21 protein-coding genes, 1 tRNA gene and 1 pseudogene are annotated in these 25,676 nt (G+C 42.6%); 15 read left to right on the forward strand and 8 right to left on the reverse strand.

Annotated features, from left to right (window positions below):
- The first annotated feature begins 581 nt into the window (after positions 1–581).
- Together V7L07_RS01840 and V7L07_RS01845 are read left to right on the forward strand one after the other, a co-directional pair.
- A complete protein-coding gene (locus V7L07_RS01840; RefSeq protein ID WP_335054524.1) occupies positions 582–1,415 on the forward strand; it encodes a Uma2 family endonuclease in 834 nt (277 codons plus the stop codon).
- Positions 1,416–1,811: 396 nt separating this feature from the next.
- Positions 1,812–3,053 carry a serine/threonine-protein kinase gene (locus V7L07_RS01845; RefSeq protein WP_335054560.1) on the forward strand — a complete coding sequence of 414 codons (1,242 nt, stop codon included), beginning with the start codon at positions 1,812–1,814 and terminating at the stop codon, positions 3,051–3,053.
- Positions 3,054–3,583: 530 nt separating this feature from the next.
- Here the strand turns inward: V7L07_RS01845 and V7L07_RS01850 are convergent.
- On the reverse strand, positions 3,584–4,492 hold the full coding sequence (locus V7L07_RS01850; RefSeq protein ID WP_335054526.1) for a Tll0287-like domain-containing protein: 909 nt from the start codon (positions 4,490–4,492) through the stop codon (positions 3,584–3,586).
- A gap of 293 nt (positions 4,493–4,785) precedes the next feature.
- On the opposite strand from V7L07_RS01850, the gene V7L07_RS01855 reads away from it, so the two are divergent.
- Positions 4,786–6,690 (forward strand): serine/threonine-protein kinase, encoded by a 1,905-nt coding sequence (locus V7L07_RS01855; RefSeq protein ID WP_335054528.1) that lies wholly within the window; start codon positions 4,786–4,788, stop codon positions 6,688–6,690.
- A 141-nt stretch (positions 6,691–6,831) separates the two neighbouring features.
- Here V7L07_RS01855 and V7L07_RS01860 read toward each other — a convergent pair whose 3' ends face one another.
- Positions 6,832–8,043 carry a glycosyltransferase family 61 protein gene (locus V7L07_RS01860; protein ID WP_335054530.1) on the reverse strand — a complete coding sequence of 404 codons (1,212 nt, stop codon included), beginning with the start codon at positions 8,041–8,043 and terminating at the stop codon, positions 6,832–6,834.
- 521 nt (positions 8,044–8,564) lie between these two features.
- Here V7L07_RS01860 and V7L07_RS01865 point away from each other — a divergent pair.
- Positions 8,565–9,458, forward strand: a complete 894-nt coding sequence (locus tag V7L07_RS01865) for an SDH family Clp fold serine proteinase (protein WP_335054532.1) — start codon at positions 8,565–8,567, stop codon at positions 9,456–9,458.
- 31 nt (positions 9,459–9,489) lie between these two features.
- Here the strand turns inward: V7L07_RS01865 and V7L07_RS01870 are convergent, their stop codons facing one another.
- Positions 9,490–10,167 (reverse strand): peptidoglycan-binding domain-containing protein, encoded by a 678-nt coding sequence (locus V7L07_RS01870; RefSeq protein WP_335054534.1) that lies wholly within the window; start codon positions 10,165–10,167, stop codon positions 9,490–9,492.
- Positions 10,168–10,760: 593 nt separating this feature from the next.
- Here V7L07_RS01870 and V7L07_RS01875 point away from each other — a divergent pair.
- From V7L07_RS01875 to V7L07_RS01915, 9 genes are all read left to right on the forward strand, one after another.
- Positions 10,761–12,209, forward strand: a complete 1,449-nt coding sequence (locus V7L07_RS01875) for a hypothetical protein (RefSeq protein WP_335054536.1) — start codon at positions 10,761–10,763, stop codon at positions 12,207–12,209.
- 396 nt (positions 12,210–12,605) lie between these two features.
- Positions 12,606–13,067, forward strand: a complete 462-nt coding sequence (rimP, locus tag V7L07_RS01880; RefSeq protein WP_335054538.1) for a ribosome maturation factor RimP — start codon at positions 12,606–12,608, stop codon at positions 13,065–13,067.
- A 197-nt stretch (positions 13,068–13,264) separates the two neighbouring features.
- Positions 13,265–14,542, forward strand: a complete 1,278-nt coding sequence (gene nusA / locus V7L07_RS01885) for a transcription termination factor NusA (RefSeq protein ID WP_335054540.1) — start codon at positions 13,265–13,267, stop codon at positions 14,540–14,542.
- 147 nt (positions 14,543–14,689) lie between these two features.
- Positions 14,690–14,959 (forward strand): YlxR family protein, encoded by a 270-nt coding sequence (locus V7L07_RS01890; protein WP_335054542.1) that lies wholly within the window; start codon positions 14,690–14,692, stop codon positions 14,957–14,959.
- 106 nt (positions 14,960–15,065) lie between these two features.
- The gene (locus tag V7L07_RS01895) at positions 15,066–15,305 is read left to right on the forward strand and encodes a hypothetical protein (protein WP_335054544.1); all 240 of its coding nucleotides are present in this window, start codon (positions 15,066–15,068) and stop codon (positions 15,303–15,305) included.
- A gap of 135 nt (positions 15,306–15,440) precedes the next feature.
- A complete protein-coding gene (infB, locus tag V7L07_RS01900) occupies positions 15,441–18,617 on the forward strand; it encodes a translation initiation factor IF-2 (RefSeq protein ID WP_335054546.1) in 3,177 nt (1,058 codons plus the stop codon).
- Positions 18,618–18,722: 105 nt separating this feature from the next.
- Entirely contained in the window at positions 18,723–19,343 is a 621-nt protein-coding gene (locus tag V7L07_RS01905; protein WP_335054548.1) for a low-complexity tail membrane protein, read from the forward strand.
- Between the two features lie 196 nt (positions 19,344–19,539).
- Complete coding sequence (locus V7L07_RS01910) at positions 19,540–19,737, forward strand: hypothetical protein (RefSeq protein ID WP_179066571.1); 198 nt, start codon at positions 19,540–19,542, stop codon at positions 19,735–19,737.
- A gap of 293 nt (positions 19,738–20,030) precedes the next feature.
- The gene (locus V7L07_RS01915; protein ID WP_335054550.1) at positions 20,031–21,725 is read left to right on the forward strand and encodes a DUF1565 domain-containing protein; all 1,695 of its coding nucleotides are present in this window, start codon (positions 20,031–20,033) and stop codon (positions 21,723–21,725) included.
- Positions 21,726–22,335: 610 nt separating this feature from the next.
- Here the strand turns inward: V7L07_RS01915 and V7L07_RS01920 are convergent.
- On the reverse strand, positions 22,336–22,629 hold the full coding sequence (locus V7L07_RS01920; protein WP_335054552.1) for a DUF3493 domain-containing protein: 294 nt from the start codon (positions 22,627–22,629) through the stop codon (positions 22,336–22,338).
- Positions 22,630–22,662: 33 nt separating this feature from the next.
- Between V7L07_RS01920 and V7L07_RS01925 the strand changes: the two genes are divergently transcribed.
- A tRNA-Thr gene (locus tag V7L07_RS01925) sits at positions 22,663–22,734 on the forward strand.
- A 276-nt stretch (positions 22,735–23,010) separates the two neighbouring features.
- On the opposite strand, the gene V7L07_RS01930 is transcribed toward V7L07_RS01925, so the two are convergent.
- The 4 genes from V7L07_RS01930 to V7L07_RS01945 form a co-directional block, all read right to left on the reverse strand.
- Positions 23,011–23,448, reverse strand: coding sequence for a hypothetical protein (locus V7L07_RS01930; protein ID WP_335054554.1), 438 nt, complete (start codon positions 23,446–23,448; stop codon positions 23,011–23,013).
- Between the two features lie 128 nt (positions 23,449–23,576).
- On the reverse strand, positions 23,577–23,894 hold the full coding sequence (locus V7L07_RS01935) for a hypothetical protein (protein WP_335054556.1): 318 nt from the start codon (positions 23,892–23,894) through the stop codon (positions 23,577–23,579).
- A 51-nt stretch (positions 23,895–23,945) separates the two neighbouring features.
- Positions 23,946–24,290 carry a type II toxin-antitoxin system PemK/MazF family toxin gene (locus V7L07_RS01940; protein WP_335054558.1) on the reverse strand — a complete coding sequence of 115 codons (345 nt, stop codon included), beginning with the start codon at positions 24,288–24,290 and terminating at the stop codon, positions 23,946–23,948.
- The gene (locus V7L07_RS01945) at positions 24,277–24,546 is read right to left on the reverse strand and encodes a DUF2281 domain-containing protein (RefSeq protein ID WP_334783989.1); all 270 of its coding nucleotides are present in this window, start codon (positions 24,544–24,546) and stop codon (positions 24,277–24,279) included. The genes V7L07_RS01940 and V7L07_RS01945 overlap by 14 nt, the downstream gene beginning before the upstream one ends.
- Positions 24,547–24,812: 266 nt before the next feature.
- On the opposite strand from V7L07_RS01945, the pseudogene V7L07_RS01950 reads away from it, so the two are divergent.
- A pseudogene (locus tag V7L07_RS01950) lies at positions 24,813–25,676 on the forward strand (hypothetical protein); the annotation flags it as partial.

A 25,676-nucleotide genomic window follows, 5' to 3' on the forward strand; every position in this document is an offset into this window, starting at 1 on the left:
GCTGTTAAATCAAGGAGAGTTAATTATTAAATGGGGAAGAAAAGTTAAGAATAAGGGCAATATTACTATTGCAAGTTAAATGTGGAATAGCTTAGCTTGCATCACGGCTTCCCTGTCTGCGGAGGAAAGTTTTGCACTGACTTTATTATCTGCCATTTTTCATACACCTTTAATGGTACTAAATTTCAGTATTCCCCAAGTAATTTAGAAAGTAATAGTTATTTATCAGCAATTAAGAAAATTTTTTATACCTTTAAATAAGTGATATCTCGCTAATTACCAACCTTGAGCAAGTTTCACGATTAAAGTCCAGTGGCATTTGATCCAAGGAAACCGAACATTTAGAGATAATAGTAGCAGAAGCGATCTCAAAATTTGGCGTTAGCAAAGCGGTGCGCTAGCACTTCGTAGCTAGTTGTGAAATAACATTATTACTTCTATAGGAATCCTAATTGATTGCGTGAAAAGACTCAGTACACATCTATTCGCTTCTGTTCCCTATTCCCTATTCCCTTTTAGAAACTGTGAATTTAGCATAATCAGTACGGTAGAGCCAAAAAATATCAAACCCAATTTTTATTATGACTTCTTCTCCCCATTACATCCCTCAATCTGACCCGCCGCTTCCTCCTTGGGAAACTCTACCAACGATGTATGATTTACCAAGTGACAACCCAGAGGAACCAGGCTTGCCAGACGATTTTCACTTTTTACAACCCTTACTTTTATACTTAACTTTTCAGCCCATTAACTGGAATCCCGAACTAGTTTACAGTGCGGCTGATCTTAATCTCTACTATGATTTACAGCATCCTTTGTGGTATAAACGCCCAGATTGGTTTGGTGTGGTAGGTGTAGAAAAGTTATACAAAGGGCAAGACTTACGGTTAAGTTATGTAACTTGGCAAGAACCAGCAAACCCCTTCGTAGTTGTTGAGTTATTATCCCCAGGTACGGAAGACGAAGATTTAGGCACAAGAAGAGAAAGTGCAGCAGATAAACCTCCTAGCAAATGGGAAGTTTATGAGCGAATTCTGCGGATTCCCTACTACGTTGTTTTTAGTCGCTACACTAATGAACTTCGGGCTTTTCAGTTAGTCGGCGGTCACTATGAACCGATGAACTTGACTAATGGATACCTGCTAATGCCAGAGATAAATTTAAGTTTAGGCTTATGGCAAGGTTCATTTCGAGATATTGAAAGGTTGTGGTTGAGGTGGTTCACTTTGGCAGGAGAATTAATTCCTGCACCCACAGAGGAAGCCGCCGCTGCAACTCAACGAGCTATGATTGCGGAACAAGAAGCTACAGAAGCTAAACAAGAGACTGCTCAAGCCAAGCGAAAAGTAGAACAATTAACAGAACGTTTGCGTCAGTTAGGTGTCAATCCTGATGAACTAGATGAATTCTTGTAGCTTCAGGAGTTTTTTGTAGCCCCGCTACTGCTAACGGAACTCAGCACTCAGCACTCATCATTATTCCCCAACTCAGTGCCAATTGGTCTACTAGGGGTAAAACAAAGTACAGCAGCGAATCAAAAGACGATATTCGCAGATATGACCGCAGACACGGATGATGTCGCGGCGGCTAAAATATCTAAGTATGAGTAGTATGATCGAGCTACCCAAGTAAAAACTGTTTGTTTGATAACACAAGACCATCAGAAGATTGTAGAAAAGTGTATTTCCTTGTCTCGATAGTGGTGCTAACCTCAATTTTAAGGATGTTATCAGCCTTTATCTGCTAGAGTTTCTGACTTTCAGCAAACTAGATAATTTATCAAAAATAAAATCGCTAGGAGTGCGATGATGATGTCACAATCTCATATCACAAGGCCAGAAATAGCTGCTGGAACTCTAATCGATAACCGCTATATCATCCAAAAACTTCTAGGACAGGGAGGATTGGGACGTACTTATTTGGCCTTTGACACTCGTCGTTTTAATGAAGCTTGTGTTCTCAAAGAATTTGCACCCATTGGCACAGGAGAAAGTGGACTGGAACAATATCGCAACTTATTTAAAAGAGAAGCAAAAATTCTTCATCAATTGCAACATCCTCAAATTCCCAAGTTTTTGGCTTGCTTTGAAGGAGATGGTAGGCTTTTCCTAGTACAAGAGTATGTCGATGGTAAAACATATTCTAGACTGCTAGGAGAACTTCAACGTCAGGGGAGAAACTTTTCTGAAGACGAAGTTATACAGTGGCTAAAGAATCTGCTGCCTGTTTTGGAATATGTCCACCAACACAACATTATCCATCGAGATATTTCTCCTGACAACATCATGTTACCTGATGGCAATAATTTGCCAGTGCTGATTGATTTTGGTGTAGGTAAACAAATTACTGATATAAACGAGGGAAGAAATTCTAACCAGCAGGTAACGTTTGTTGGCAAGATGTCCCTCGTCGGGAAAGTGGGATATGCTCCCCGCGAACAGATTAGCCTGGGTTTATGTTCACCCTCTAGTGACCTTTATGCTTTGGGTGTAACTGCTATTGTACTACTCACAGGTAGAGATCCATCTTTACTAATGGATCAATACTCCCTAGAGTGGAACTGGCGTTATTATACCTATGTCACTGATGAATTCGCTCAAATACTTGATTGTATGTTGGCAGATAGGCCTAACAAACGATACCAAACAGCCAGGGAAGTTATTATAGATTTACAGCGTATTGAAGAACTAGAAGTAGCAGCGTCTCCTGCAATTATGGTTGATGATTTGCCTCCCACGGCATTTAACCCTGAATTTAAGGCGATGTCGGACATATCGCAATCATATAACCAAACTGAAGAAACAATTTTTAGTTCACCTACTAATCCACAAACTGGGCGAATTGAACAACAACAACCCTCACTCCAGCCAGCATTTGTTAAACATTGTCAGCAACAGCTAGCTTATCACATTGGCCCAATGGCAAATCTGATTATAGAAGAAATATTAGCTCAAAATCCTTATATTTCACCTGACCAATTTATTGAACTCTTAGCTAGGGAAATTCCTAGCTTTCAAGCAGCTTTTGAATTCAAAAAAAGCTTGTTTTCATAGAGACTTATACACCACAGATTTAGGAATCATTTCTAATCCTGTAACTAATTCTGTGGCTTTAAGTCAAACAATTTTGGATTTTCAATTTATTCCACAAGTGTCATTACGAGCTATCGTAAATTAACGTGAGTTCGACAAGTCTTATTTGACCTCTTCCCCAGCTCCTCTCCGACACGGAGAGGGGAGCAAAAAGCTTAATTTTTCTTTGCTCCTCCCTTTCCGAAACGGAAAAGGAGGTTGGGAGGGAGAGGTTCATCGAACTCAGGTTAAATTAAAGGGTTTAAAAACCTGCAATCTACGATGTAGCACCCATTTCAGTCGGGGTTTAAATCCCCGTTAGCACTAGCGTTAGCGACGGAGGAGCGTCAGTTGCCAAAACGCTCTTAACTTATCGCTTGGCACTTCTCTTCTCTACGAGACGCTATACGAACATCTGAAATGTCTTTAATTTTGAATTTTGTTAGCGCAGCGTTAGCGAGTCATCGTTCGCTTTTAGCGTCTCGTAGAGAGCGTCATTTTGAATTTTGAATTTAATCCCCTGTACCTCCCTGGGTGCGTTTGATTCTTTTCATTGCCATTTCTAAACTTAACTGCATCCGTTTAAAGGCTTTAGCTAAATTACCAATTTCGTCATTAGACATCTGCTCAAATTCAACTTCCATGTGTCCCGTACTGACTTCCTCAGCTATGCGAGTCATACGTTTGAGAGGCATCACAACTTGTCGATTCAAGAACAAGTTGACTAACAGGATAGTCACGATAAATATGGCTGATACAATCAAAATAATTAGTAAAGAAGAGTGATTCGCTTTACTGATGACATTATTCGCCGGTACTGATATAATCTGAGCGCCAACAATCTCATGAAGCTTCCACCCAAATCCATTAGCTGCGCCATAAAGAGTAATCATACTTTGAGGTGCAGCTTCGGGCACACTATGACACTTCAGACAGCTTTCTTCAGAAACATCTAAGGGACGAGCAATATAAAAGATATCCCCACCTGGAATTGAGCGAAATCCACTTACTTCTTTAAGGTCTGATTTATTTCTGAACCTTTCTACAATTTCCGTTTCAAAACCATCAGCCTTATCCCGAAGATTTGTCGGATTGAGAGTTGCTTCTTTGTAAAAGAAATCACGGTATTCTGTTGTTTTTCGTAAAATTTCAAATACCTCCCGTGCTGAGTATCCAGGCACGGTTTGTGGCAAAAATTCAGTAGCCAATTTATCAACTAGCTCTGGATTCACTTGAGTGCTGGTGTATTTACGAACAGAACTCATTGTTTGGATGAGCATAAGACCAGTTGAGCTAATATCTTGTTTAGCATTTTCTCTAAGTAGAGAGGAAAGAGCAAACCCAGTCAAGCTCAGACCGAATGTCAGAATTACCAGTAGCAGAATTGTAAATTTTTGTTTCAGATTTAGATTCTTTAGCATAATTTTAGATTATCGACAAGTCAAATTATTATGAACAAATATGGCTAAAGTCATCGTTTACTCTAGCATGAGCAATCAACTAAAAATTTTAGTGTAAAGACATAGTTGAGCTAAAACTATGAGAATATATCCAACTTTATACTATTAGTAATTATTGAGGTTAATGAAAATGTTCTCTAAGTAACTAAGTTGTAAAAATCTACAACAGCAATTCAAATGGAATTCCCAAAAATTCCGGTGGGCTGTTCTGATGCCGTGCCAAAATAAATACCAGCAATTGTCAAATATTACTAATGGTGTGGAATGCAGGAAAGTCTTTATTCGGGGGACGCTACATTATCGAAAGCCAACTAGGTGAAGGCGGAATTGGCATCACTTATCTTGCCAGAAATCAACGGAATCAACAGCGAGTGATTAAAACCCTCAAAGAAGAAATCCTGAATCACCCCGCCTGGATACTCCACCGAAACAAGTTGCGGCAAGACTTTCGTGATGAAGCAGTTAGGCTGGCTGTGTGCCACCATCCTCATATAGTACAGATAGAAACCATCTTTGATGAGGGGAATTTGCCCTGCATGGTGATGGATTATATCGAAGGCGAAGACTTGGGACAGCGTTTGAAGCGAATAGGGGTGCTATCAGAAGCAGAAGCACTGCTGTATATCCGACAAATTGGCAGCGCTTTGACCCTAATTCATTCTAAAGGACTGCTGCATCGGGATCTCAAACCACGCAATATCATGATCCGTATTGATAAACCAGAAGCAGTGCTGATAGACTTTGGCATTGCTAGAGAATTTATTCCTAATGTAATTCAAAGGCATACTGTATATCGCACTCCTGGTTTTGCCCCTCCTGAGCAGTATGAAGCAGAAGCGCCACGAGGAGAATACATTGATATCTATGCCCTAGCCGCTACTTTGTATAATTTACTTACCGCAGTTGTACCAACAAGTGCAGATGATAGGCGTCATAATATTAATTTAGAACCACCACAATATTTTAATCCCAACATCAGCAACAGGGTAAATCAGGCTATTATGTGCGGCATGGATTTGGAGTCAACCTACCGTCCCCAATCTGTGCAGGAATGGTTGGATTTATTGGGTTCTGATGGTGGGGAAGATATAACAGAAATAACTTCTACCTTAATTGTCACACCTAGACAGCAACTACCTCCACCTGTTGTATTAGATCGACAGAACTGGCAATGTGTGCAGACCCTTAAAGGTCATTCTAGTATGGTTCATGCGATCGCCATTAGCCCAAATGGGCAATTTATTGCTAGTGGCAGTAATGACAAGACTATCAAACTTTGGCAAATAGGTACTGGCAAGCTAGTGCGTCAACTCGGTCGTTGGTCTTCTAGTCATTCCAGTATGGTTCATTCTGTCGCCTTTAGCCCAATTTCTGCAAGCTTTTCTTATCAAGGAGATTCCGGCAAATCTACGGGAGTTACAGACCTAAATCGAGGAATCTTAGCTAGCGGTAGTTGGGATAACACCATCAAATTATGGGATGTCAACACAGGTAAAGAAATTCGTACTCTCACTGGTCATGCCAACTGGGTGAATTCTGTTGCCTTTAGTCCAGATGGCAAGTTTTTGGCTAGTGGCAGTGCTGACTGCACAATCAAACTGTGGCAAGTGGGTACTGGCATAGAAATCCAAACTCTCACAGGTCATTCCGACGCAGTTTCATCAGTCGCTTACTGTCCGAGAACGCCTGCAACCAATAGCCAGGATAAACAGCTAGTGGCTAGTGGCAGTAATGATTACACAATTAAACTGTGGCAAGGATACACCCCCAGAAATATCTATACATTCACAGGTCATTCCTTCTTTGTCAACTGTATCGCCTTCAGCAAGGACGGGGAAATTATCGCTAGTGGCAGTGGTGACAACACTATCAAATTGTGGCATGTAAATACAGGCAGAGAAATTCGTACTCTCATTGGTCATTCTGATTCCGTTTGGTCAGTCGCCTTTAGCCAGGATGGACAATTTCTCGCAAGTGGCAGTTGGGACAACACTATCAAACTGTGGCACGTACACAGTGGCAGAGAAATCAGCACACTTACAGGGCATTCCAACTATGTTAGATGCGTCGCCTTCAGTCCCGATGGGCAAACCCTAGTTAGCGGTGGTGATGACGACACTATCAAGATTTGGCGACCATCTTTAAGAAGTAAAAAGTAAAAAGATAATCCCCATCAATAAATTCAGGGGAAATGATTAAGGACGTATTAGAGAAATAGAGAAAACCCTTGAGAGTTTCTAGAAACTCGGCACGTTTTTTGTGTTTTGGATTCCCTCTCCCATCCTGTGGAAACACCCCAGCTATACTCTCCGATATTCTGGCTGTGACTTCAGACGCAACTCTTCTTTTAGCACCCTTTCTAGTTCTGGTATATTTGCTGTAAAGCTATCATCTTCATTCTGTTTATTGTGACATACAAAATAATGCCTTTGTCCAAGCCCTTTGGCTAAAGAATGAAAATAATTTGGAGGATTTGGCGTGGAATAAAGCACTAAAACATCGATATTACCTGAAAAGAAAATAGTCCCCAGCCCAGCCCCGTGCGGCCCTACTACAATATCAGCCCGATGGAAAAGCTCGACCTGTTGCCGGAATGAAAGCTCTTCCAATAGGATCATACGGAATCCAAATTTTTCCAAAAGTTTCATAACTTCGTCTTCATTGTTTACACGCCGATGTTTTGCACCTTTCCTGCTAATGTAAATGCGCTCGGTTTTCGTATGCAATGCTGGGAGATCAAATTGCTTAAAAACTGGATTTCGGACAGCCTCGTAATAATCTTTTGGCAACAAACCTATACATAGATTAGAAACAAGAGATGTCCACAACAAATTTTCTGTTTGTATCCATTCATTGCCATCAATATAATTGACTTCAAAGTTTTCTGGAAGGATGCAACGCAGAGTTTCCCTCTGAAATTCGTTAGCAGACTGTGGCATCAGCAGGATAATCTTTGTATTCGATACAACCTTTGTCATTGCATGAATCTTTGGCAGACAGTCCACCATCCAATGCCAAAAATTTTTAGCAATTGAATCGGTATAAGTAATAGTTGAGTAGACACCGCTAACTCTCCTTGCCAAAATCGGTTTTGGCCCATTAAAAAGCGCATAGTTACCCATTCGATGTTCCAGCCCAAAATCGGCGATCGCTTTGAAATCTTGCGTGCAGACTAGTCCTGTTTTAACATGAATATAAGCATTGGGAATTTCACATACAAAGATATTTGGTCTGTCAAACCATCCATCGCGATAATATTTACTAATTGAAACGAATTTGTCTTGGTCTGGGTCAGCAATATAGATGCGTTGAGCGGGGTGAATTATGCGAACATTTTTCACACCAATACCCTTCTCAGCTTCCTGTTCGGCTAAGACATACTGATTGATAAAAAACCACCTGCGGTATAATGAACGCAGCCACTTGAATGGTTTTTTTGCAAGGTTGATAGAAGCCAAAAGCTTTTGAATCGCAGAAGAACTGTCCGAAAATTTATAAGCCAGTCTTGACATAACTAAATATTTTCGTATCTAAGTAAGTGGGCATCAATATTTGTCGTTGGGATAAGGCAGTCTCGATGAAACAAGACGGCGAACCTACCGTGTTTTTCATTGGGAAACACCCCAATTCCATCCGATTTCGTGCGGAATTCACAAAAGAAGCGCATCAAATGATTATTAGTCCGAATATAAACGTGGATTTATGGGTCAAACTGATACAACGTGAAGGTGAGGTTAACCTGTCACTGATGGGTATAGGCATTTCTGTATATATGCCAATCTTACAATGAGGCAATATGGATCACTTCGGTGATCGCTGAGTCTTCAAAATGGCTTCACAACAACTTTTAAGAAGTATGCCGAAAACCCTTGAGGAACAGCAACGTAGTTGCGTATTCAGTACTTCAGGCTGCTTAAGAAGTAAAAAGTAAAAAGATAATCCCTACTTTTAAACCTACAGATAGAATTGCGATCGCCCCAAATTTGTCACAATAATGACGGCAACCGTGATTTTTGAACAATAAATTAGATATATGGGCTTTGGTATTGGTGATTTATTCTGGATTTTTCTCCTTCTGACTTCTTTGCAACCCCTTTGGCAAAAACGTCAAATAGAATATCGGCGTTTGCGTGCTTTACAAGAATTCCAGCAGGAACGCAAAAGTCGGGTAATTTTGTTAATTCACCGCCAAGAGTCCATTAGCTTTCTGGGAATTCCGATATCTCGCTACATTACTATCGAAGACTCAGAACAAATATTGCGTGCAATTCGCCTCACACCTCCAGATGTGCCCATTGACTTAATTTTGCACACTCCTGGTGGTTTGGTTTTGGCTACCGAACAAATCGCTAGAGCTTTAATTCGCCACCAGGCAAAAGTTACAGTCTTTGTACCTCATTATGCTATGAGTGGCGGTACAATGCTTGCGATCGCCTCTGATGAAATTATTATGGATGCTAACGCTGTCTTAGGGCCTGTTGATCCCCAATTGGGTAATTACCCCGCAGCTAGTATCCTGAAAGTAGTTGAAGATAAACCCATCAGTGAGATTGATGACCAAACCTTAATTATGGCTGACCTCTCACGCAAAGCAATTCAGCAAGTGCAGCGATTTGTGCGAACTCTCCTGAAAGACAGTATACCCAAACAAAAAGTTCTGCCAGAAAATATCGAACCGATTATCGAAGCCCTAACAACTGGGCGTGTCACTCACGACTATCCCATCACTATTGAAGAAGCAACAGAAATGGGGCTGCCCGTAACCGTCGGACTGCCCCACTCTATTTACGATCTCATGGATCTGTACCCACAATCCCAAGGAGGGAAACCCAGCGTGCAGTACATTCCTATGCCTTACAATGAACGCCTTCCAATTCTACCTACACCTAAGGGTAGACCCTTAGAAGAACCAAATCAGAGGACTTGAGTGGTTCTGAGGTAGGAGTTGTTTGTGGCAACTAGGGTGTAGTTGTTGGGGTAGCTGTTGGTGTAGCTGTTGGGGTAGCCGTTGGGGTAGCCGTTGGGGTAGCTGTTGGTTTAGCCGTTGGTTTAGCCGTTGGTTTAGCCGTCGGTTTAGCTGTTGGTTTAGCCGTCGGTTTAGCTGTTGGTTTAGCCGTCGGTGTCGGTGTCGGTGTTGCTGTTGGTTTAGCCGTCGGCTGACTCACAACTGTCTTTGCTTCTTCATTTAGCTTTTGGCGGAGTGCTAAATTAGCAATTCCAGTTTCTTGCAGCTGATATTTCTTCTGATATTCCTTCACCACTTCTTCCGTGCGAGAACCATAAAAATGATCGCGCGGGAGGGGAGGATTGGGCTTCACCACTGCATTCAAATTTGTGTGCAGAATTTTAACGATATTAGCAGCAAAATCTTGGGTTTTTGGCCCTGCTATCCCATCAACTGGTTTTAGCTTATAACCGGTCTGAAATTCTCGAATTGCCTTTTTAGTTTCTTCGTCCGTCAAAGCAGTGTTTGTTATCTTGACGTTATAGCCTAATCCCCGCAATACCTCACGGAATTGCTGGGGCGTATAGCTACGCTGAGGGGCTGCGAAACCGGTGTCTGCAATTACTAAACTAGCAGTCACCAGGCAAGTAACAGCAAAGGTTGCGCTTGATTTTCCAAACCCACACCACATATTCAAAACTCCTTTGGGTTAAATCAGCAGGATTATAAAGGTTAACAGCTGCATTTTAAGTTTGTTTAATAACTTTTTTCACGATTATTTCATGATTTTTGAATAATTTTTGACTTATTTTTGTAAAATTTAGCCGTACACACAAAAACTGATTTATATCATCCATCAAAAGAAGTATCTTGTATTAGCAGAGATACAACAGTTATCATTTGAATCGAATAGACTCTTTGATCTGGGGATTGGGGACTGGTACTCACACAGGCGGTTAAAGCCTCGTGTGGTTTTGGTTTCTAACTACCCTTTTAGCTGGAGTTTACTCAACTGTAAATAGCTGTAATTTCTTGGAAATAGCCGAAAATTAATTAAGCCAAAGAGCTTATCGAACAGAATTCAGGAATCAGGAGTCAGAATGGGCTAAACGTCCCGCTACCGCTAACAGAATGAATTTTGACCGAAAAAGCGGATAGCGCAGCGTCTCGTAGAGAACGTCTTGATTCTGACTCGTGTTAGCGCAGCGGGGCGTAGCCCATTCTGACTTCTGAATTCTTCTTCAAATTATCAATGCTCTCAACATGTATAATATATGACAAATAATGAGAAACGTAAAATCTTCTAAACAGCGTAATATTTGGTTTGAAAGATTTATGGCAATTACTGCCGCCGTAAATTTAGGTTTAGTTTTGTTTGATTTAAGTTACGTACCTTGGCGAGATTTATACTTGCGAAAACTTCCCCAAATTGTTGAGATTTATGACCCCATAAAAGGTATTGAACGCCATCGAGAGACGAAAAATTATTTAGAACTAGTAAAGGCATTAGAAGAACAAGTCAGCCAAACAGGGTTACAGTCGCCTCAAGTCAATAGCAGGCTAGAAGAAATCAGGCGTCTGAGCAACGAGATGATTGACACTAACCCGTTTGCGGGAGTGAATAAGAGTGGTACTCTGGAAAAAATCAAAAAGCGGATGCGCGATCGCATCCACAACGAATCTGCAAAACAGTCCTTTGCCACTTTTTGGAGTCAGTCGTATTTATCACAAAAAGGCTGGGTTCAAGAAATTAATTTTTTCAACGATAGCATTCGCCCTTTAATTGCCTCTAACTACTACCGCAAAATTGGGGAAAATGGCGAATTTGTTGATGATTTCTGGGTTATTGACTTATTCTTTGTAATTTTATTTGGCGTAGAATTGCTGGGGCGCACCTTCTTGCTCAGACGACAACATCCTGGTTTAAGCTGGTTAGAAGCAGTATTGTGGCGTTGGTACGACCTATTTTTACTACTGCCTTTTTGGCGGTGGTTGCGGATCATACCTATAGTAATCCGCCTCGATCAAGCGCGGTTATTGAATTTGCATCCAGTACGGCGACAACTTAATCAGGGAATTGTAGCCAATTTTGCGGAAGAACTCACAGAAATTGTCGTGGTGAGAGTGATTAATCAGATTCAGGGTTCAATTCAGCGAGGTGAATTAACAAGCTGGCTCTCCCAACAAGAAAATTTACGTCCCTACATAGATATTAATAATGTGAATGAAGTGGAAGCGATCGCAGGTCTTTTGGTAAAAACAATAGTTTACCAAGTGTTACCTGATATTCAACCTGCGATCGTTGCCATTTTGCGCCACAACATCGAAACCGTCTTGCATCAAGTCCCCGTCTACCGCAACCTCCAGAATCTCCCCGGCGTGGGACAGGCTCAAACCCAGTTAAGCGAACAATTGGCGACTCAAATCACAACTAATCTTTACAAAACGTTAGTTAACGCTGTTGAAGACCCTGTGGGCGCAAAACTCACCAGTCAACTAGTAGAAAGCTTCACCAAAGTACTGGGATCTCAAATCAAGGAAAGACACGTACTCTCAGAAATTCAGAGTTTACTTTTTGACTTCTTAGAGGAAATAAAACTCAACTACGTCCAGCGTTTATCTCAAGAAGACATAGACCAAATTATCGAGCAAACCCGGAAGCTAAGAACACAAACATCAGTTCCAGTAGTAGTTGATAAAGGTAATACTCTCCCAAAAATACGGGAAGGGTAGAGGGATTGGGTACTGGGGATTGGGGATTAGGGACTGGGGATAATTTAGTTCCTAGTTCTTAGTAGAGGTTTGCGTAAAATCATGGCGTAGTTAATTAAACTCACGTTAATTAAGGGTTGAAATTTAAACACATAGGCGCTTTAGCTTCCCGCAGGTTAGAGACGCAGAGGTACACAGATAATTTGCTACCAATTAATTAATTGTACTTAACCTGAGTCCCCAATTCCCAATCCCCAATCCCCAGTCCCCAATCCCCAGTCCCCAATGCACGACTATAAAAGAAATGCGCTAAACTCGAATTAGGCGAATCATCATTTGGTTCGTCACAAGACTTCTTGGAAGATATACCTATCGCAGGAAGTGGGTCGACGCCCACTTTTTTTATTGAATTTTCTCATGGCTCATCCTTTAGTTCCACAAATTATTGATTTGGCGACACCAGTAGCAGAAGGACTGGGATTAGAAGTGGTTGGAGTGGTTTTTCACACCAACCAAAGTCCCCCAGTGTTGCGGGTAGATATTCGCAATCCTGAACAAGACACCGGTTTGAATGATTGTGAGAGGATGAGCCGTGCTTTAGAAGCCTCCTTAGATGCTGCGGAAATCGTTCCAGATAAATACGTCTTGGAAGTTTCTAGTCCTGGTATTGCGCGGCAACTGGTAACAGACAGGGAGTTTATTTCCTTTAAAGGATTTCCTGTCATTATCTCCACAACGCCCCCCTACGACGGACAACAAGAGTGGATAGGTCAGTTGATTCGCCGGGACGAGACAACACTTTACTTAAACCAAAAAGGTCGTGTAGTCGAAATTCCCCGTTCCCTAATTACTAAGGTGCAATTAGACGAGCGCCGATAAACGAGTGATTAAAGGCTAGAGGCTAGGGACTAGGGACTAGGACTAGGGAGCAGGGAGCAGGTAGCAGGGAGCAGGGAGCAAGGGAGAAGAATTTTCCCCTCCGCCCCCCGCACCCCGCCCCTGTGCCTCTTTTCAATGCCCAATGCCCAATGCCCAGTCCCCAGTCCCCAGTCCCTAATTCTTAAAGGAGATTGCTTATGTCAATGGTTACTTTACCTGGATTAAAAGAATTAATTGAAAGTATAAGTCGCGATCGCAATTTACCCCGGCTTGCAGTTCAATCAGCGATTAGAGAAGCCCTACTCAAAGGCTATGAACGTTATCGCCGTGCCCAAAATTTAGAGCGCAGACAGTTTGACGAAGATTATTTTGAAAATTTTGAAGTAGAACTTGATATTGAAGGAGAAGGCTTTCGCGTTCTTTCCACCAAAACCATTGTTGAAGAAGTCAATAACACAGACCACCAAATTTCCCTAGACGAAGTTCAACAAGTCGCTCCCGAAGCGCAGTTAGGGGACTCTGTAGTGCTGGATGTTACCCCCGACCAAGGAGAATTTGGGCGGATGGCGGCGATGCAAACTAAGCAGGTATTGGCGCAAAAATTACGGGATCAACAGCGCCAAATGGTGCAAGAAGAGTTCCAAGATTTAGAAGGAACAGTCCTGCAAGCAAGAGTCTTGCGGTTTGAGCGGCAATCAGTGGTTTTGGCAGTCACCAGTAATTTTGGTCAGCCAGAAGTAGAAGCCGAATTACCGAAGCGGGAACAGCTACCCAACGATAATTATCGGGCAAATGCCACCTTCAAAGTCTATCTCAAAAAAGTTTCCCAAGGTCAGCAACGAGGGCCACAGTTGCTTGTGTCTCGTGCTGATGCTGGTTTAGTCGTTTATCTCTTCGCCAACGAAGTCCCAGAAATTGAAGATGAAGTGGTACGGATTGTTGCCGTCGCTAGGGAGGCAAACCCTCCCTCTCGTTATGTCGGCCCCCGAACTAAAATAGCAGTAGATACTCTCGATCGCGATGTCGACCCAGTAGGCGCTTGTATTGGAGCCAGGGGATCGCGAATTCAAGTGGTAGTCAACGAATTACGCGGTGAAAAAATAGATGTAATTCGCTGGTCGCCAGACCCAGCAACATACATTGCTAATGCCTTAAGTCCAGCACGAGTAGATGAAGTACGCCTAATGGACCCGGAATCACGGCAAACTCACGTACTGGTGGCTGAAGATCAATTGAGTTTGGCTATCGGCAAAGAAGGACAAAACGTCCGTTTGGCAGCCCGCCTGACTGGTTGGAAAATAGACATCAAAGACAAAGCTAAGTATGACTTTGCAGGAGAGGATGCCAAATTTGCAGCCGTCAGAACAAAATATCAATCAGAGGAAGATGATCTGGAATATGAGGAAGAATTCGAGGATGAAAGTCAGGAAGAATTAGAAGAGGAAGATAGTTTTGACAACAACGATGATGAATAATTGATTAATTTTGTAAAGTTTTGATACTGTAGATTGTAGTCTCAGTCTCAAGGATTATTTTCTCAAAAATGCTGGGTATAGGTAAAAAATAGTCATAATAAACTTCTTTTTACTTCCATTATCCTGGGCTGAGATCATAGAGAACCGATGAAACCAAATTATCGGCGCTGTATTAGTTGCCGGAAAGTAGGCTCAAAAGATGAGTTTTGGCGGATTGTCCGCGTCTTTCCATCGGGAAAGGTACAATTAGATCAGGGCATGGGGCGTTCCGCCTATATTTGTCCAGAAACGAGTTGCTTACAAGTGGCTCAAAAAAAAAATCGACTAGGGCGATCGCTACATGCATCAGTGCCAGAAACACTGTACCAAAGCTTGTCGCAGCGTTTAGTCCGCAGTAATACCCAAAACCAAATTTAGTTGGAACAACTTTGTGACGTAATCATCAGAGGCATTGTGTCGAAAGCCGGAGTCGTGCTTTCATCACACCCTCTGTTGATCGTTAAGGTTAGTGCCAAAATAGTAAATGGGTGTAGAAAGCATTCGGCTCTCCAATAAAAAGAGGGGCGAGGCAACATTCCCAGAACAAGATGTAATCGATTGTGTTGTGGAAGACTCAGAATCACCAAAACAAGAAACTACAAAATGGCAACCTGGTAGCGCTCAGGCGCAGTTCGGCGTCAAGGGTTCCTATAAAAATCTTTTATTTAAGAAGTTTTTATGGGTATCCCTCAACCACCATTCCTGGTGGGGATGCCATTATTAAACCGAAACATCTCTCTTTCCTGATTGGAGGCACCGGCAAAAACTGAACGGCAGTCTAAAAACAGTAATCCAAGGATGGAGATGTCGCAAACCAGGCAACCATCCGCTAAAACTGTAAATTAAAGGGGAAGAGTGGATGAACAACGGCAAAGTTAGAATTTATGAATTATCAAAGGAATTGAATTTGGATAACAAAGAGCTACTAGCAATTTGCGACCAGCTCGATATTGCGGTCAAAAGCCATAGCAGCACGATTTCAGAATCCGAGGCAGAAAATATCCGGGCGGCAGCAGAAAAGCTTGCAGCTACGAGTGTGTCTGCCAAAAAGGAACTAGGTACAACCAGCCATAAGCCAAATTCACCACCCAACGGCGGACGTAACCGACCTGCTGCACCCCACAAACAGCAAATTTTGGAAATACGCAAACCCAAAATATTGAGAAATACTACTCCCAACGCCCCAGAGGCGTCACTTGCTAACAATACCCAAGCTGCCTTGTCTGAAGCTAATCCTCCCTCTCCTCCACGGCCTTTCGCTACACCAGTCTCACCCCTGAAACCGGCAGCACCAACTCGACCTGTGCCCCGGACTCAATCTGAGACTAAAGAGCAACCCCAGATCCAATCTCCGATCGCTGACTTGGAACAAACGCCTAATCCAAATCCAGCACCGGAAAAAATAGCATCCCCAAAACCGGAAAAAACAGTTGCACCCAGACCGAAATCGGAAAAACCGATCAAACCGCAACTAGTTGCTCCTCCAGCCAGACCTGCGGCGGAAGAAGCCCCGGTGGCAGATGAACAGCCGGGATCTCCGGCAGATAAACCGATCCTCAAACGCGATCAACGGGTACGACCCGCAGAAGGCGATCGCGAACAAATTAAGCCAAGAGTCGCTAAACTGCCAACAGACCAGTCCCCAGTCGGTGCGCCACAAAGGACAAGTCGTCCCACCCCTGCACCCAGCAGACCAGAGCCAAGGGGCAATAGACCATCTGCACCATCACAACTGGGAGAGGGGCAACGACCCAGACCAGCACGCCCAGGTGAATCTGTAGCAGCGGCAATGCCGATCGCTACTCCACCCAGACAGTTGTCAGGACTAGCGGGCAAATCTCAAGGATTGGGTGATGAACCAGTCACTCCTGATCTCCTCGATTTGAAACGCCCAAGTCCGCCTCGCCCGACCAAAGGCGGTAAAAAGTGGGTAGAAGAGGAAATCATTGACGAAGTTAAAGAGAAGGCAAAAGCTGGCGTTAAAGGCAAGCGGATCAAGCCCATCCTTGATGATGAGTTTGAAGAAGATTTGTTGGATGATGACGATATCGACTCACCAGCCACAGTCCAAGTCAGCCTTTCCATTGCTCGTCCTCCTAAACCGAAAGCGACTCGACCTGTACAGATGCCAGGTGCAACCCTTGCTAGCGCCCCAACTGCAAGAGCGAAAAAATCTGGTTCTCGGTCTGGTTCTCGGTCTGGTTCTGGCCGCGACCATCACCAAAACCGTCGCCAAGAAGCTGAGACCAAGCGCGAACGCCCCGAAAAAGTGACGATTACAGGGCCGTTGACAGTGCAAGAACTGTCTGACGTTTTAGCCGTTGCCGATACAGAGATTGTCAAAATCCTCTTCCTGAAAGGCATGGCGGTGAGTATCACCCAAAATCTGGATATTCCCACAATTACTCTGGTAGGAAAAGAACTAGAAATAGAAGTTGAAACCGTCGAACGAGAAGCAGAAGCTCGGAAAATCACGGAAATGGTCGGTGCAGAAGACCGAGAATATCTCCACCGCCGTCCTCCAGTCGTGACAATTATGGGTCACGTAGACCACGGGAAAACAACCCTGCTCGACTCAATCCGCAAAACCAAAGTGGCTGCTGGCGAAGCTGGCGGTATCACTCAACACATTGGTGCTTACCATGTGGATTTGGTACATGAGGGTAAACCACAGCAGATAGTTTTCTTAGATACTCCTGGTCACGAAGCTTTTACAGCGATGCGGGCACGAGGAGCTAGAGTAACAGACATTGCCGTGTTAGTAGTGGCTGCTGATGATGGTGTCCGTCCCCAAACCATCGAAGCCATTAGTCACGCCCAAGCTGCGGGAGTGCCAATTGTTGTTGCCATCAACAAAATTGACAAAGAAGGGGCACAGCCAGAGCGGGTTAAACAAGAACTGACCCAATATGGTCTGACAGCAGAAGACTGGGGCGGTGAGACAATCATGGTTCCCGTAAGCGCTATCAGAGGTGAAAATCTGGATACGCTCTTAGAAATGATTCTGCTGGTAGCAGAAGTTGGAGAACTATCTGCTAACCCAGATCGTGCTGCCAAAGGAACTGTTATTGAAGCGCATCTGGATAAAGCCAAGGGAGCAGTTGCTACCCTGCTAATTCAGAATGGCACCCTGCGTGTGGGAGATATCTTGGTAGCTGGTTCGGCCTTCGGTAAAGTCCGGGCAATGGTGGATGACAGAAGCAAGAGAGTAGATATTGCTTCTCCTTCCTTTGCTGTCGAGGTACTAGGTTTAAGTGATGTGCCAGCAGCCGGCGATGAGTTCGAGGTCTTCCAGAACGAAAAAGAAGCCAGATCCCTTGCTAGCGATCGCGCCGATAGACAACGCCTATCCCGCCTGTTACAGGGACGTGTTACCCTCACAACCCTGTCGGCTCAAGCCCAAGAAGGCGAGTTGAAAGAACTCAACTTGATCTTGAAAGGAGATGTACAAGGTTCCGTAGAAGCCATTGTGGGAGCGCTCAAGCAAATTCCACAAAACGAAGTCCAAATTCGGATGCTGTTGGCGACTGCTGGGGAAATCACCGAGACAGATATCGACTTAGCTGCTGCCAGTAACGCTGTAATTATCGGCTTCAACACCACCTTTGCCAGTGGTGCTAGACAAGCCGCCGATGAAGCAGGTGTAGATGTCCGGGAATACAACGTCATCTACAAACTCCTAGAAGATATCCAAGATGCCTTGGAAGGTCTTTTGGAACCAGAGTTGGTGGAAGAACCCTTGGGTCAAACCGAAGTACGTGCCGTCTTCCCAGTCGGTCGTGGTGCGGTTGCCGGTTGCTACGTTCAATCTGGTAAGCTAGTTCGCAACTGCAAAGTCAGGGTGCGACGCGGCGGTAAGGTGATATTTGAAGGTGTCCTTGATTCCCTAAAACGGATGAAAGAAGATACCCGTGAGGTCAACGCTGGTTATGAATGCGGTGTCGGCATCGATAAATTCAATGATTGGGTTGAAGGTGACATCATCGAATCCTATCAGATGGTTACGAAGCGCCGCACTCTCACCTTAACGAGATAGTGTTGAGGGTAAAATGGTTAGAAGTTAGGAGTGATACATTAGGAGTTAGGAGCTAAAGGCTGCTAATTTCTAACTCCTAACTCTTAACTCACAACTTTTTATAATATGCATTCATTTCGCTCTGAACCTATTTTGTGGATTCACGTCGCTGGATTAGCGACGTTGCCTGTTTTTTTAGTACTCTGTTTATTTTTCTTGTCTGTAGGGGAGCCGTTTTTACCAGTCTGGATGGAGCTATTCTTAGTTGCCGCCATTGGTGTTCTCCCTCTGTTGTGGATGCAGTTGCGTCGCCCTTTTTATATATTTGCTCTTTTAGGAATAGCCCTGAAGCCAGAAAATTTGACTGAACGGCAGCGAAAAATTCTCTGTTTAATTAATACAAAGTTAAATCGTATCCTGGCATTACTGGCAGCAGTATTGTCGGTTTGGATACTGTGGAATCTTTACCAAATTGCCCCATTAGTCGCAAATTCAGCTAAATTTCTTCCACAATGGCGCAGCCTGGCACTAGTGCTTGCGGGGTTAGCCTTTTTGGGCTGCAATCTATTTTTACAAATACCTGTGAGTGTAATGCGAGTTTTGGTGATTAATGAGACAGAATTCGCTGGCATAGAACCATTATCTTTAGAAAAGATTAAGCAAGACTTTACCATTTTAGGGGTGCGGGTTAATCAAATCGTGCCCCGACTACTGCAATCCTTGTTTAGGATAAATACAGATTCGTAGCAGCCCGTAAAGTATATTATTTTACTTTAAAGGGCTAGAGAGGAGAGCAGGGGGAGAGAAACAAGTTAAAAGTTAAAAGTTAAAAGTTAAAAGAAATATTGAATTTATCTTTCTTTTTACTTTTTACTTGGTTCTTTTTACTTGTATGCCCCATGCCGCATTACCGTTGAAGTTTAAAATAAAGGAATGAGGAACTATGGCTCAAATTCCAGCTTCTAGCGATCGCCAATTTTCTGCTGATACTGAAATTTGGTATAGCCTTAAGTGCGCGATCTCTACTAGTTCCGGTTTTCAGCGCTGGCAACTGGAACGCGATACCCAATTACAGGGAATTCGTCTGGAACAGCAAGTACAGCGATATTTAAGGGAAACTTTAGAAACTTTAGCTTACTAGTAGAATTTTCTAAATAACACAATAGACATCTGGTGAAAAAGAATGTAGAGACGCGTTAAAGCGGGGCTAATCCCAGCGCTAACGCGTCTTTACAAGTATTTATACGTAACGTGTAATTAATTTCTGAAGATGTCTAATATAACTAATGTATAAGTTCTGTGATGTATCTAAGGAATTTAGCTGAATCAGTGCTAATCATCCAGTATAGTTTTGCATGGGTTTCATAGTAGCCTTGTAGCTATTGTAAAACCTTGTTCAACATACCGTAATTCAGCACATCACAGACTCAAAAAATGAAATATCGGGGTTTTCACATTTCTCTAGCGAAAAATTTCCGCCTTCTTTCTAGCAGTAATCTCAGATATACTTTACGCGTGGGAGCCGGACTCACGGCAATGCTAGCTGTTTCTAGTGGTTCACTACTACTACCGGATGAAGTTAATGCTGGTGCGACTCACTCAGCAGGTATCGCCCCAACTCTCACAGCGCAAGTTCCTATAACAGCCGCAGCGATTTACGTTAATCCAGCAAGTGGTGCAGATAGGGCTGGTAGTGGTGCAACCTCAGCGACACCCTACAAAAGCATAAGTTTTGCTCTCAGTCAAGCCCAAGCAGGTACAGTTATTCAATTAGCACCTGGTAACTATAACCAAGAAAGTGGCGAAACCTTCCCACTGTTGCTGAAACCAGGGGTAACACTGCGGGGTGATGAAGCTAGTAAAGGTCAGGGGATATTAATAACAGGTGGAGGTTTCTACACTAGCCGCACCTTTGCCAGACAAGATATTACCATCCTTGCCGAGCAAGATACCACTATTACTGGTGTCACCGTTACTAACCCAAATAGCCGGGGTACGGGTGTGTGGGTGGAATCAACTAATCCCATCATCAAAAACAGTACTTTTACTAACAGTGTCCGAGAGGGTGTTTTTGTCACGGGTACAGGCAATCCCAAAATTGAAAGTAACCTCTTTGTGCAAAATAAAGGTAATGGCATTTCAATTGCTAAAGCTGCCCAAGGAGAAATTCGGAATAACTTATTTCAGGATACTGGTTTTGGTCTTGCGATCGGTGGCACTTCCACACCCCTAGTTGTAGAAAACCAAATCGTCCAAAACCAAGACGGTCTTTTTATCTCAGAGTCAGCGAAGCCTGTATTGCGTAAGAATGTTATTCAGAACAATAAGCGGGATGGAGTAGTAGCAACTGTTAGTGCTTTACCCGACCTTGGCACCAACGAAAATCCTGGTGGTAATCTGATCCGCAATAACACTCGTTATGATGTGAACAACGCCACCAAAACAGGTAAAATTATTGCTGTTGGCAACGATATCGATCAGAAAAAGATTTTTGGCTCAGTAGATTTTGTTGCCGCAGCTGTTAATGTACCCCCTGGAGGGCCTGTTGCCTTTAAAGATGTGGCAGCAAATTTCTGGGCAAAAACCTACATCGAAGCTTTAGCCTCCCAAAATATTATTGCTGGCTTTCCTGATGGCAGCTTTAAACCAAATGAACCTGTAACCCGCGCTCAATTCGCCACTATTGTCACTAAAGCCTTAACGCCACCAGTCAAACGTGCAGGCATTAAGTTTAAGGATGTAGCAACCAATTTTTGGGCTTACGCTGCAATTCAATCTGCTTACCAGAGTCAATTTGTTTCTGGTTATCCCGATGGCACTTTTAAGCCACAGCAGCAAATCCCCAGAGTACAGGTGTTAGTCGCTTTAGCTAATGGTTTGGGCTTAACTGCGAATAATCAGAATGTCCTTTCCTTTTACACCGATGCTGCCCAGATTCCTAATTATGCGATCGCTCCTGTTGCTGCGGCAACTGCACGGCAATTAGTAATCAATTATCCCACAGTGAAGCAACTCAATCCTAATCGTCAGGCAACTAGAGCCGAGGTTGCTGCCTTTGTTTACCAAGCACTTGTCAATGCTGGACGCGCTCAACCAATTCCTTCATCCTATTTGGTAACAGCCCAATAAATGTCTAGTTAGCAAAATTGGAAGCGCCAGACTAGCAAATTATCAGTCTAGCGCTTCCAAATAATGTGATTTTTATTAATTTTAGAGTTTTCTAAACATAAAATTTGGGGTCTTTAAATATAGCCGACCCCATTTGAATGTGATTGAGTTTATGGTCAGGGTCTTTATATTGGCTGACCCCGTTTCAATGATTTCTATTTTCCCAGAAATTTTTGCTTTTTGGGATTTCCTAATAATTTTTTTATTTTTTCTTTCTTGATATTTTAATCTTCATAAAAGCATTAATAAATTTGAAGAATATAAAGATATATAGGACTCCTATTTGATTTCTGAACAAATTAAGTACCAATCGAAAAGGCTTATTCCCTACTCCCCACTCCCTATTCCCTACTCCCAGCCTACGCAAGTCAGTTCAATAATCAAAGCGGATCGCTATATCCAAAGAAAGTAAGTATCTAGGCAGAAATAAATTTATTGTTTGTGGTAAGGACTTTAGTCCTGATAATCCTTGCTCTGAGCGATAAATCGCTCACTACAAACTATGAGTTTATTTTATATTTAATTATCTCTACCTACTTAGTCAAAAATTAACTAGCTAAAATTTCTCCCTTCAGGAGTTAGGATTTTTACCTGATTGGGGGCGTTGTTGCCGACGCTGTTCCCAGCGCCAAAGGAAAACCATGAGAGCAACTATTCCTACTTGGAGAGCTAAACTTGGCAAAGCGCTCTCAACATTGCGTCCGGCAAGCACTTGGAAGAAAAAAACAAATGCGCCAATAGAGCCAGAAGCACCAAAAGCAATGTAAATAAATTGTCTTAAGCCGCGATAAGGAGCGGCTATTTCTGCTTTGAGGCTGGCGTATTGTTCGGGGTTAAGGCGATTTTTGCGATTTTGATCCATCATGATTAAATCATGTTATACTCTTAGATTGTGTACGCCGATGTGGCTCAGTGGTAGAGCAGCTGATTCGTAATCAGCAGGCCGTGGGTTCAAATCCCATCATCGGCTTTGATAAAAGTATTGCTCAATAGTCAAGTTTGACACAAATCATAATACAGTGACTAATTATCTACGATCGGTGACACATTGATGTCGTTGTGACAAATTATTGTCATCAAACCTAGATTCTGATGATGGTGATTATGTGACAGTGCCAGGAATTCAAGTATTTACTACTAATTCGGGAGCGATCGCATCCTCGACATAACAAAATGTTGGCGACAAAAAGAACCCCGACTTTTCTAAAAAGTCGGGGTTCTGGTTTCTTGTTTAAGTAGGCGTGGATTATTGCAGCAAAGGAGTTGTGCCATTACCGTTAGTTGACGCATTGGCAATTGCAGCTTGAGTAGGTTGAGTAGTAAGAACCGCTACAAGTGGAGTAACTTTTGAACTAGATTGTTTACTTCGTTTTCGATTAGAGCCGCCAGCCTTGGAATACTCCATACTGTTTTTGCCGTAGACAGTTGCAACTCCACTTAGCATTCGTTCAGACATTTCGGAGAGAGCTTTATCCATCTGGGTTACTGTTTTACGCGATTCTTCCAGATTGGAAACCAGCGTATTATTAGCTTCTACCATCGCACGGGTAGTGTTGATTAGGTGGTTGTAAGCTTCAATGGTTAACCCATGTCCTAAATCCAGATTTTCATCAATAGATTTAAGCAAGGCGAGACGAAGTTGGGCTTTGTCAATAGCAGCAGAACCACGAGTTTTTAAAGACATAACACATCCTTTTTTAATAATTCCTTTTTCAACATAGTGGAGTATGCTTTTGCCTGAGATGGGTAGTTTTGTGGATTTCTCTCGTTAAAAGTTCAACGAAATAATTACGAGTTTGCCTGTATTTTTACTCATTTTTCATATCGATTTGTTGTTTGAGAATAAGTAAAATCAGCAACAGTAATCGCAAAATCAATAAACGCATACCCCGAAATAGCAATTGCATACTCCGAAATAGCAATTGCATACCCCGAAATAGCAATTGCATACCCCGAAATAGCAATTGCATACCCCGAAATAGCAATTGCATACTCCGAAATAGCAAATGCGTACTCCGAAATAGCAATTGCGTACCCTGAAATAACAAATGCGTTAGCGTAGCCCAACCCAGGCATCGCCAAATCTATAATTGCAAACGCAAAAATAATAAATGCGAACCCCGAAATCACAAATGCGTTGACGTAGCCCGCACTATTTTGTAGGATTGATGTTTGCGGCGATTACTCTATTAATTGAATTAGATATTGACTAAGATTATGTAATAATTTTTTATGCTTTTCTGTTGATATTGTGCCAATTGAGCCAATTATACTGTTACGAGTAATGATAGCTAAAAAACTTAATCTAATAACAGATTGACGAATTAAACCACTGGATTCAAAATCATCATCATTATGTGAAATGATTTCGTCAAAGTTAGGAATATATTGTTTTAATTGTGTACTAATCCCACAAATAAAAAAGTCTTGATATTTTGGTATTTCTCTCAAAATCAGCGTAGGACGGTTTTTTATTTCTCCATTTGCTTGAGGAATAGGAGTTAGTATAATGTTACCTTCTTTCATAATTAGGGTTATATTCTTTAATTGATTCTATAGCATATTCTGGTTCATCTTCTGCATAACATTGATTTAAGTTATTTAAAGAGAAGGATTGCCAATTTTCTCTTTCTTCTGTATTGGTTTCTAAAACGGTTACATCTTCGACTTGTGGAAGTGTTGAAGATTTAGTGATTAAATATTCGGCATAATGTAAAAGTTCAATTTTCAGGTAACTGGGCAAATTTTCTATGATTTTCCATAGGGCTGTTTCGGTACTCATAATTACTCCTTTTGGAATTTATAAGGATTAATATTACTTATTATTTTGATTGTAAGGTACAAGATCGGCGATGCCTACGGCGGGCTGTGCCTACGCACTATTTTATAGGAGTGATGTCTGCGACGAGGAAGGCGATAAGCCTAACGGCATAGCTTCTCTACGAGAGGCTGCGCCAACGCTTACCGCAAAATCAGTATATTGTCTGTTCACAAGTAAAAAACGCTCATCCACGAGGTTCTTTCATTGTCAGACACACATCATTTGTGATGAAAATCTATCCGTTTCTGGAATCTAGGGCGATGGTGTTGAATTTCTTTGATAATAAAATATGTGCGACTCTCACGCCCTTATCCATGAACGAACAGCGTCAACAAGCCTATTTCAACCTTATTCAAAACCTGTTCAATTGCCGTAGTGACGATGAAGTACGAGAAATTTTGGCTGCAAACCAAAATTTAATTGATGCTGGCTTAGTACAAAAGATGCTGGAAATGGCAAGTAATCTACTAAGGCAGGGCGAATTAGACCAAGCTAATCGTTTAATGAATATAGCAGGACAGCAACTTGGGGTTTCTAGTAAATTATCATCGACTGCCACAGAACAAGAATACTTAGATTTCTTAGAGCAAGTGCTGAAAGTAATAGCAGATAGTAAAGGTAACGCACAGGTAGTTTACCCCTTGCTGGCAACGAATACAGACAAACTCGACGGAGTGTTAGCAGAAATATTGCGCCGTTGGGGGACAAATACACTTGGGGAAGCGGAAGCAGATGAAGCGGAAGAATTAGCAGCAGTTATTGTTGGATTTAGCAATCTAATTCAGCAATTCCCTTTGGGCAGCAAAGCCAGCAATATGGAAATTGCCATTACTGGCTATGAAGTCGCGTTAACTGTCAGAACCAGGGAAGCTTTGCCTCAACAATGGGCAATGACGCAAAATAATCTTGCTGCTGCCTACAGCAATAGAATCAAAGGAGACAAGGCAGATAACATCGAAAATGCGATCGCGGCTTTAACTGCTGCTTTAGGTGTCTACACCAGAGAAGCTTTGCCTTTTGAATGGGCAACAACGCAAAATAATCTCGCTGCTGCCTACAGCTATAGAATCAAAGGAGACAAGGCAGATAAC

It is taken from the genome of Nostoc sp. (assembly GCF_036916985.1).
GTDB lineage: Bacteria > Cyanobacteriota > Cyanobacteriia > Cyanobacteriales > Nostocaceae > Nostoc.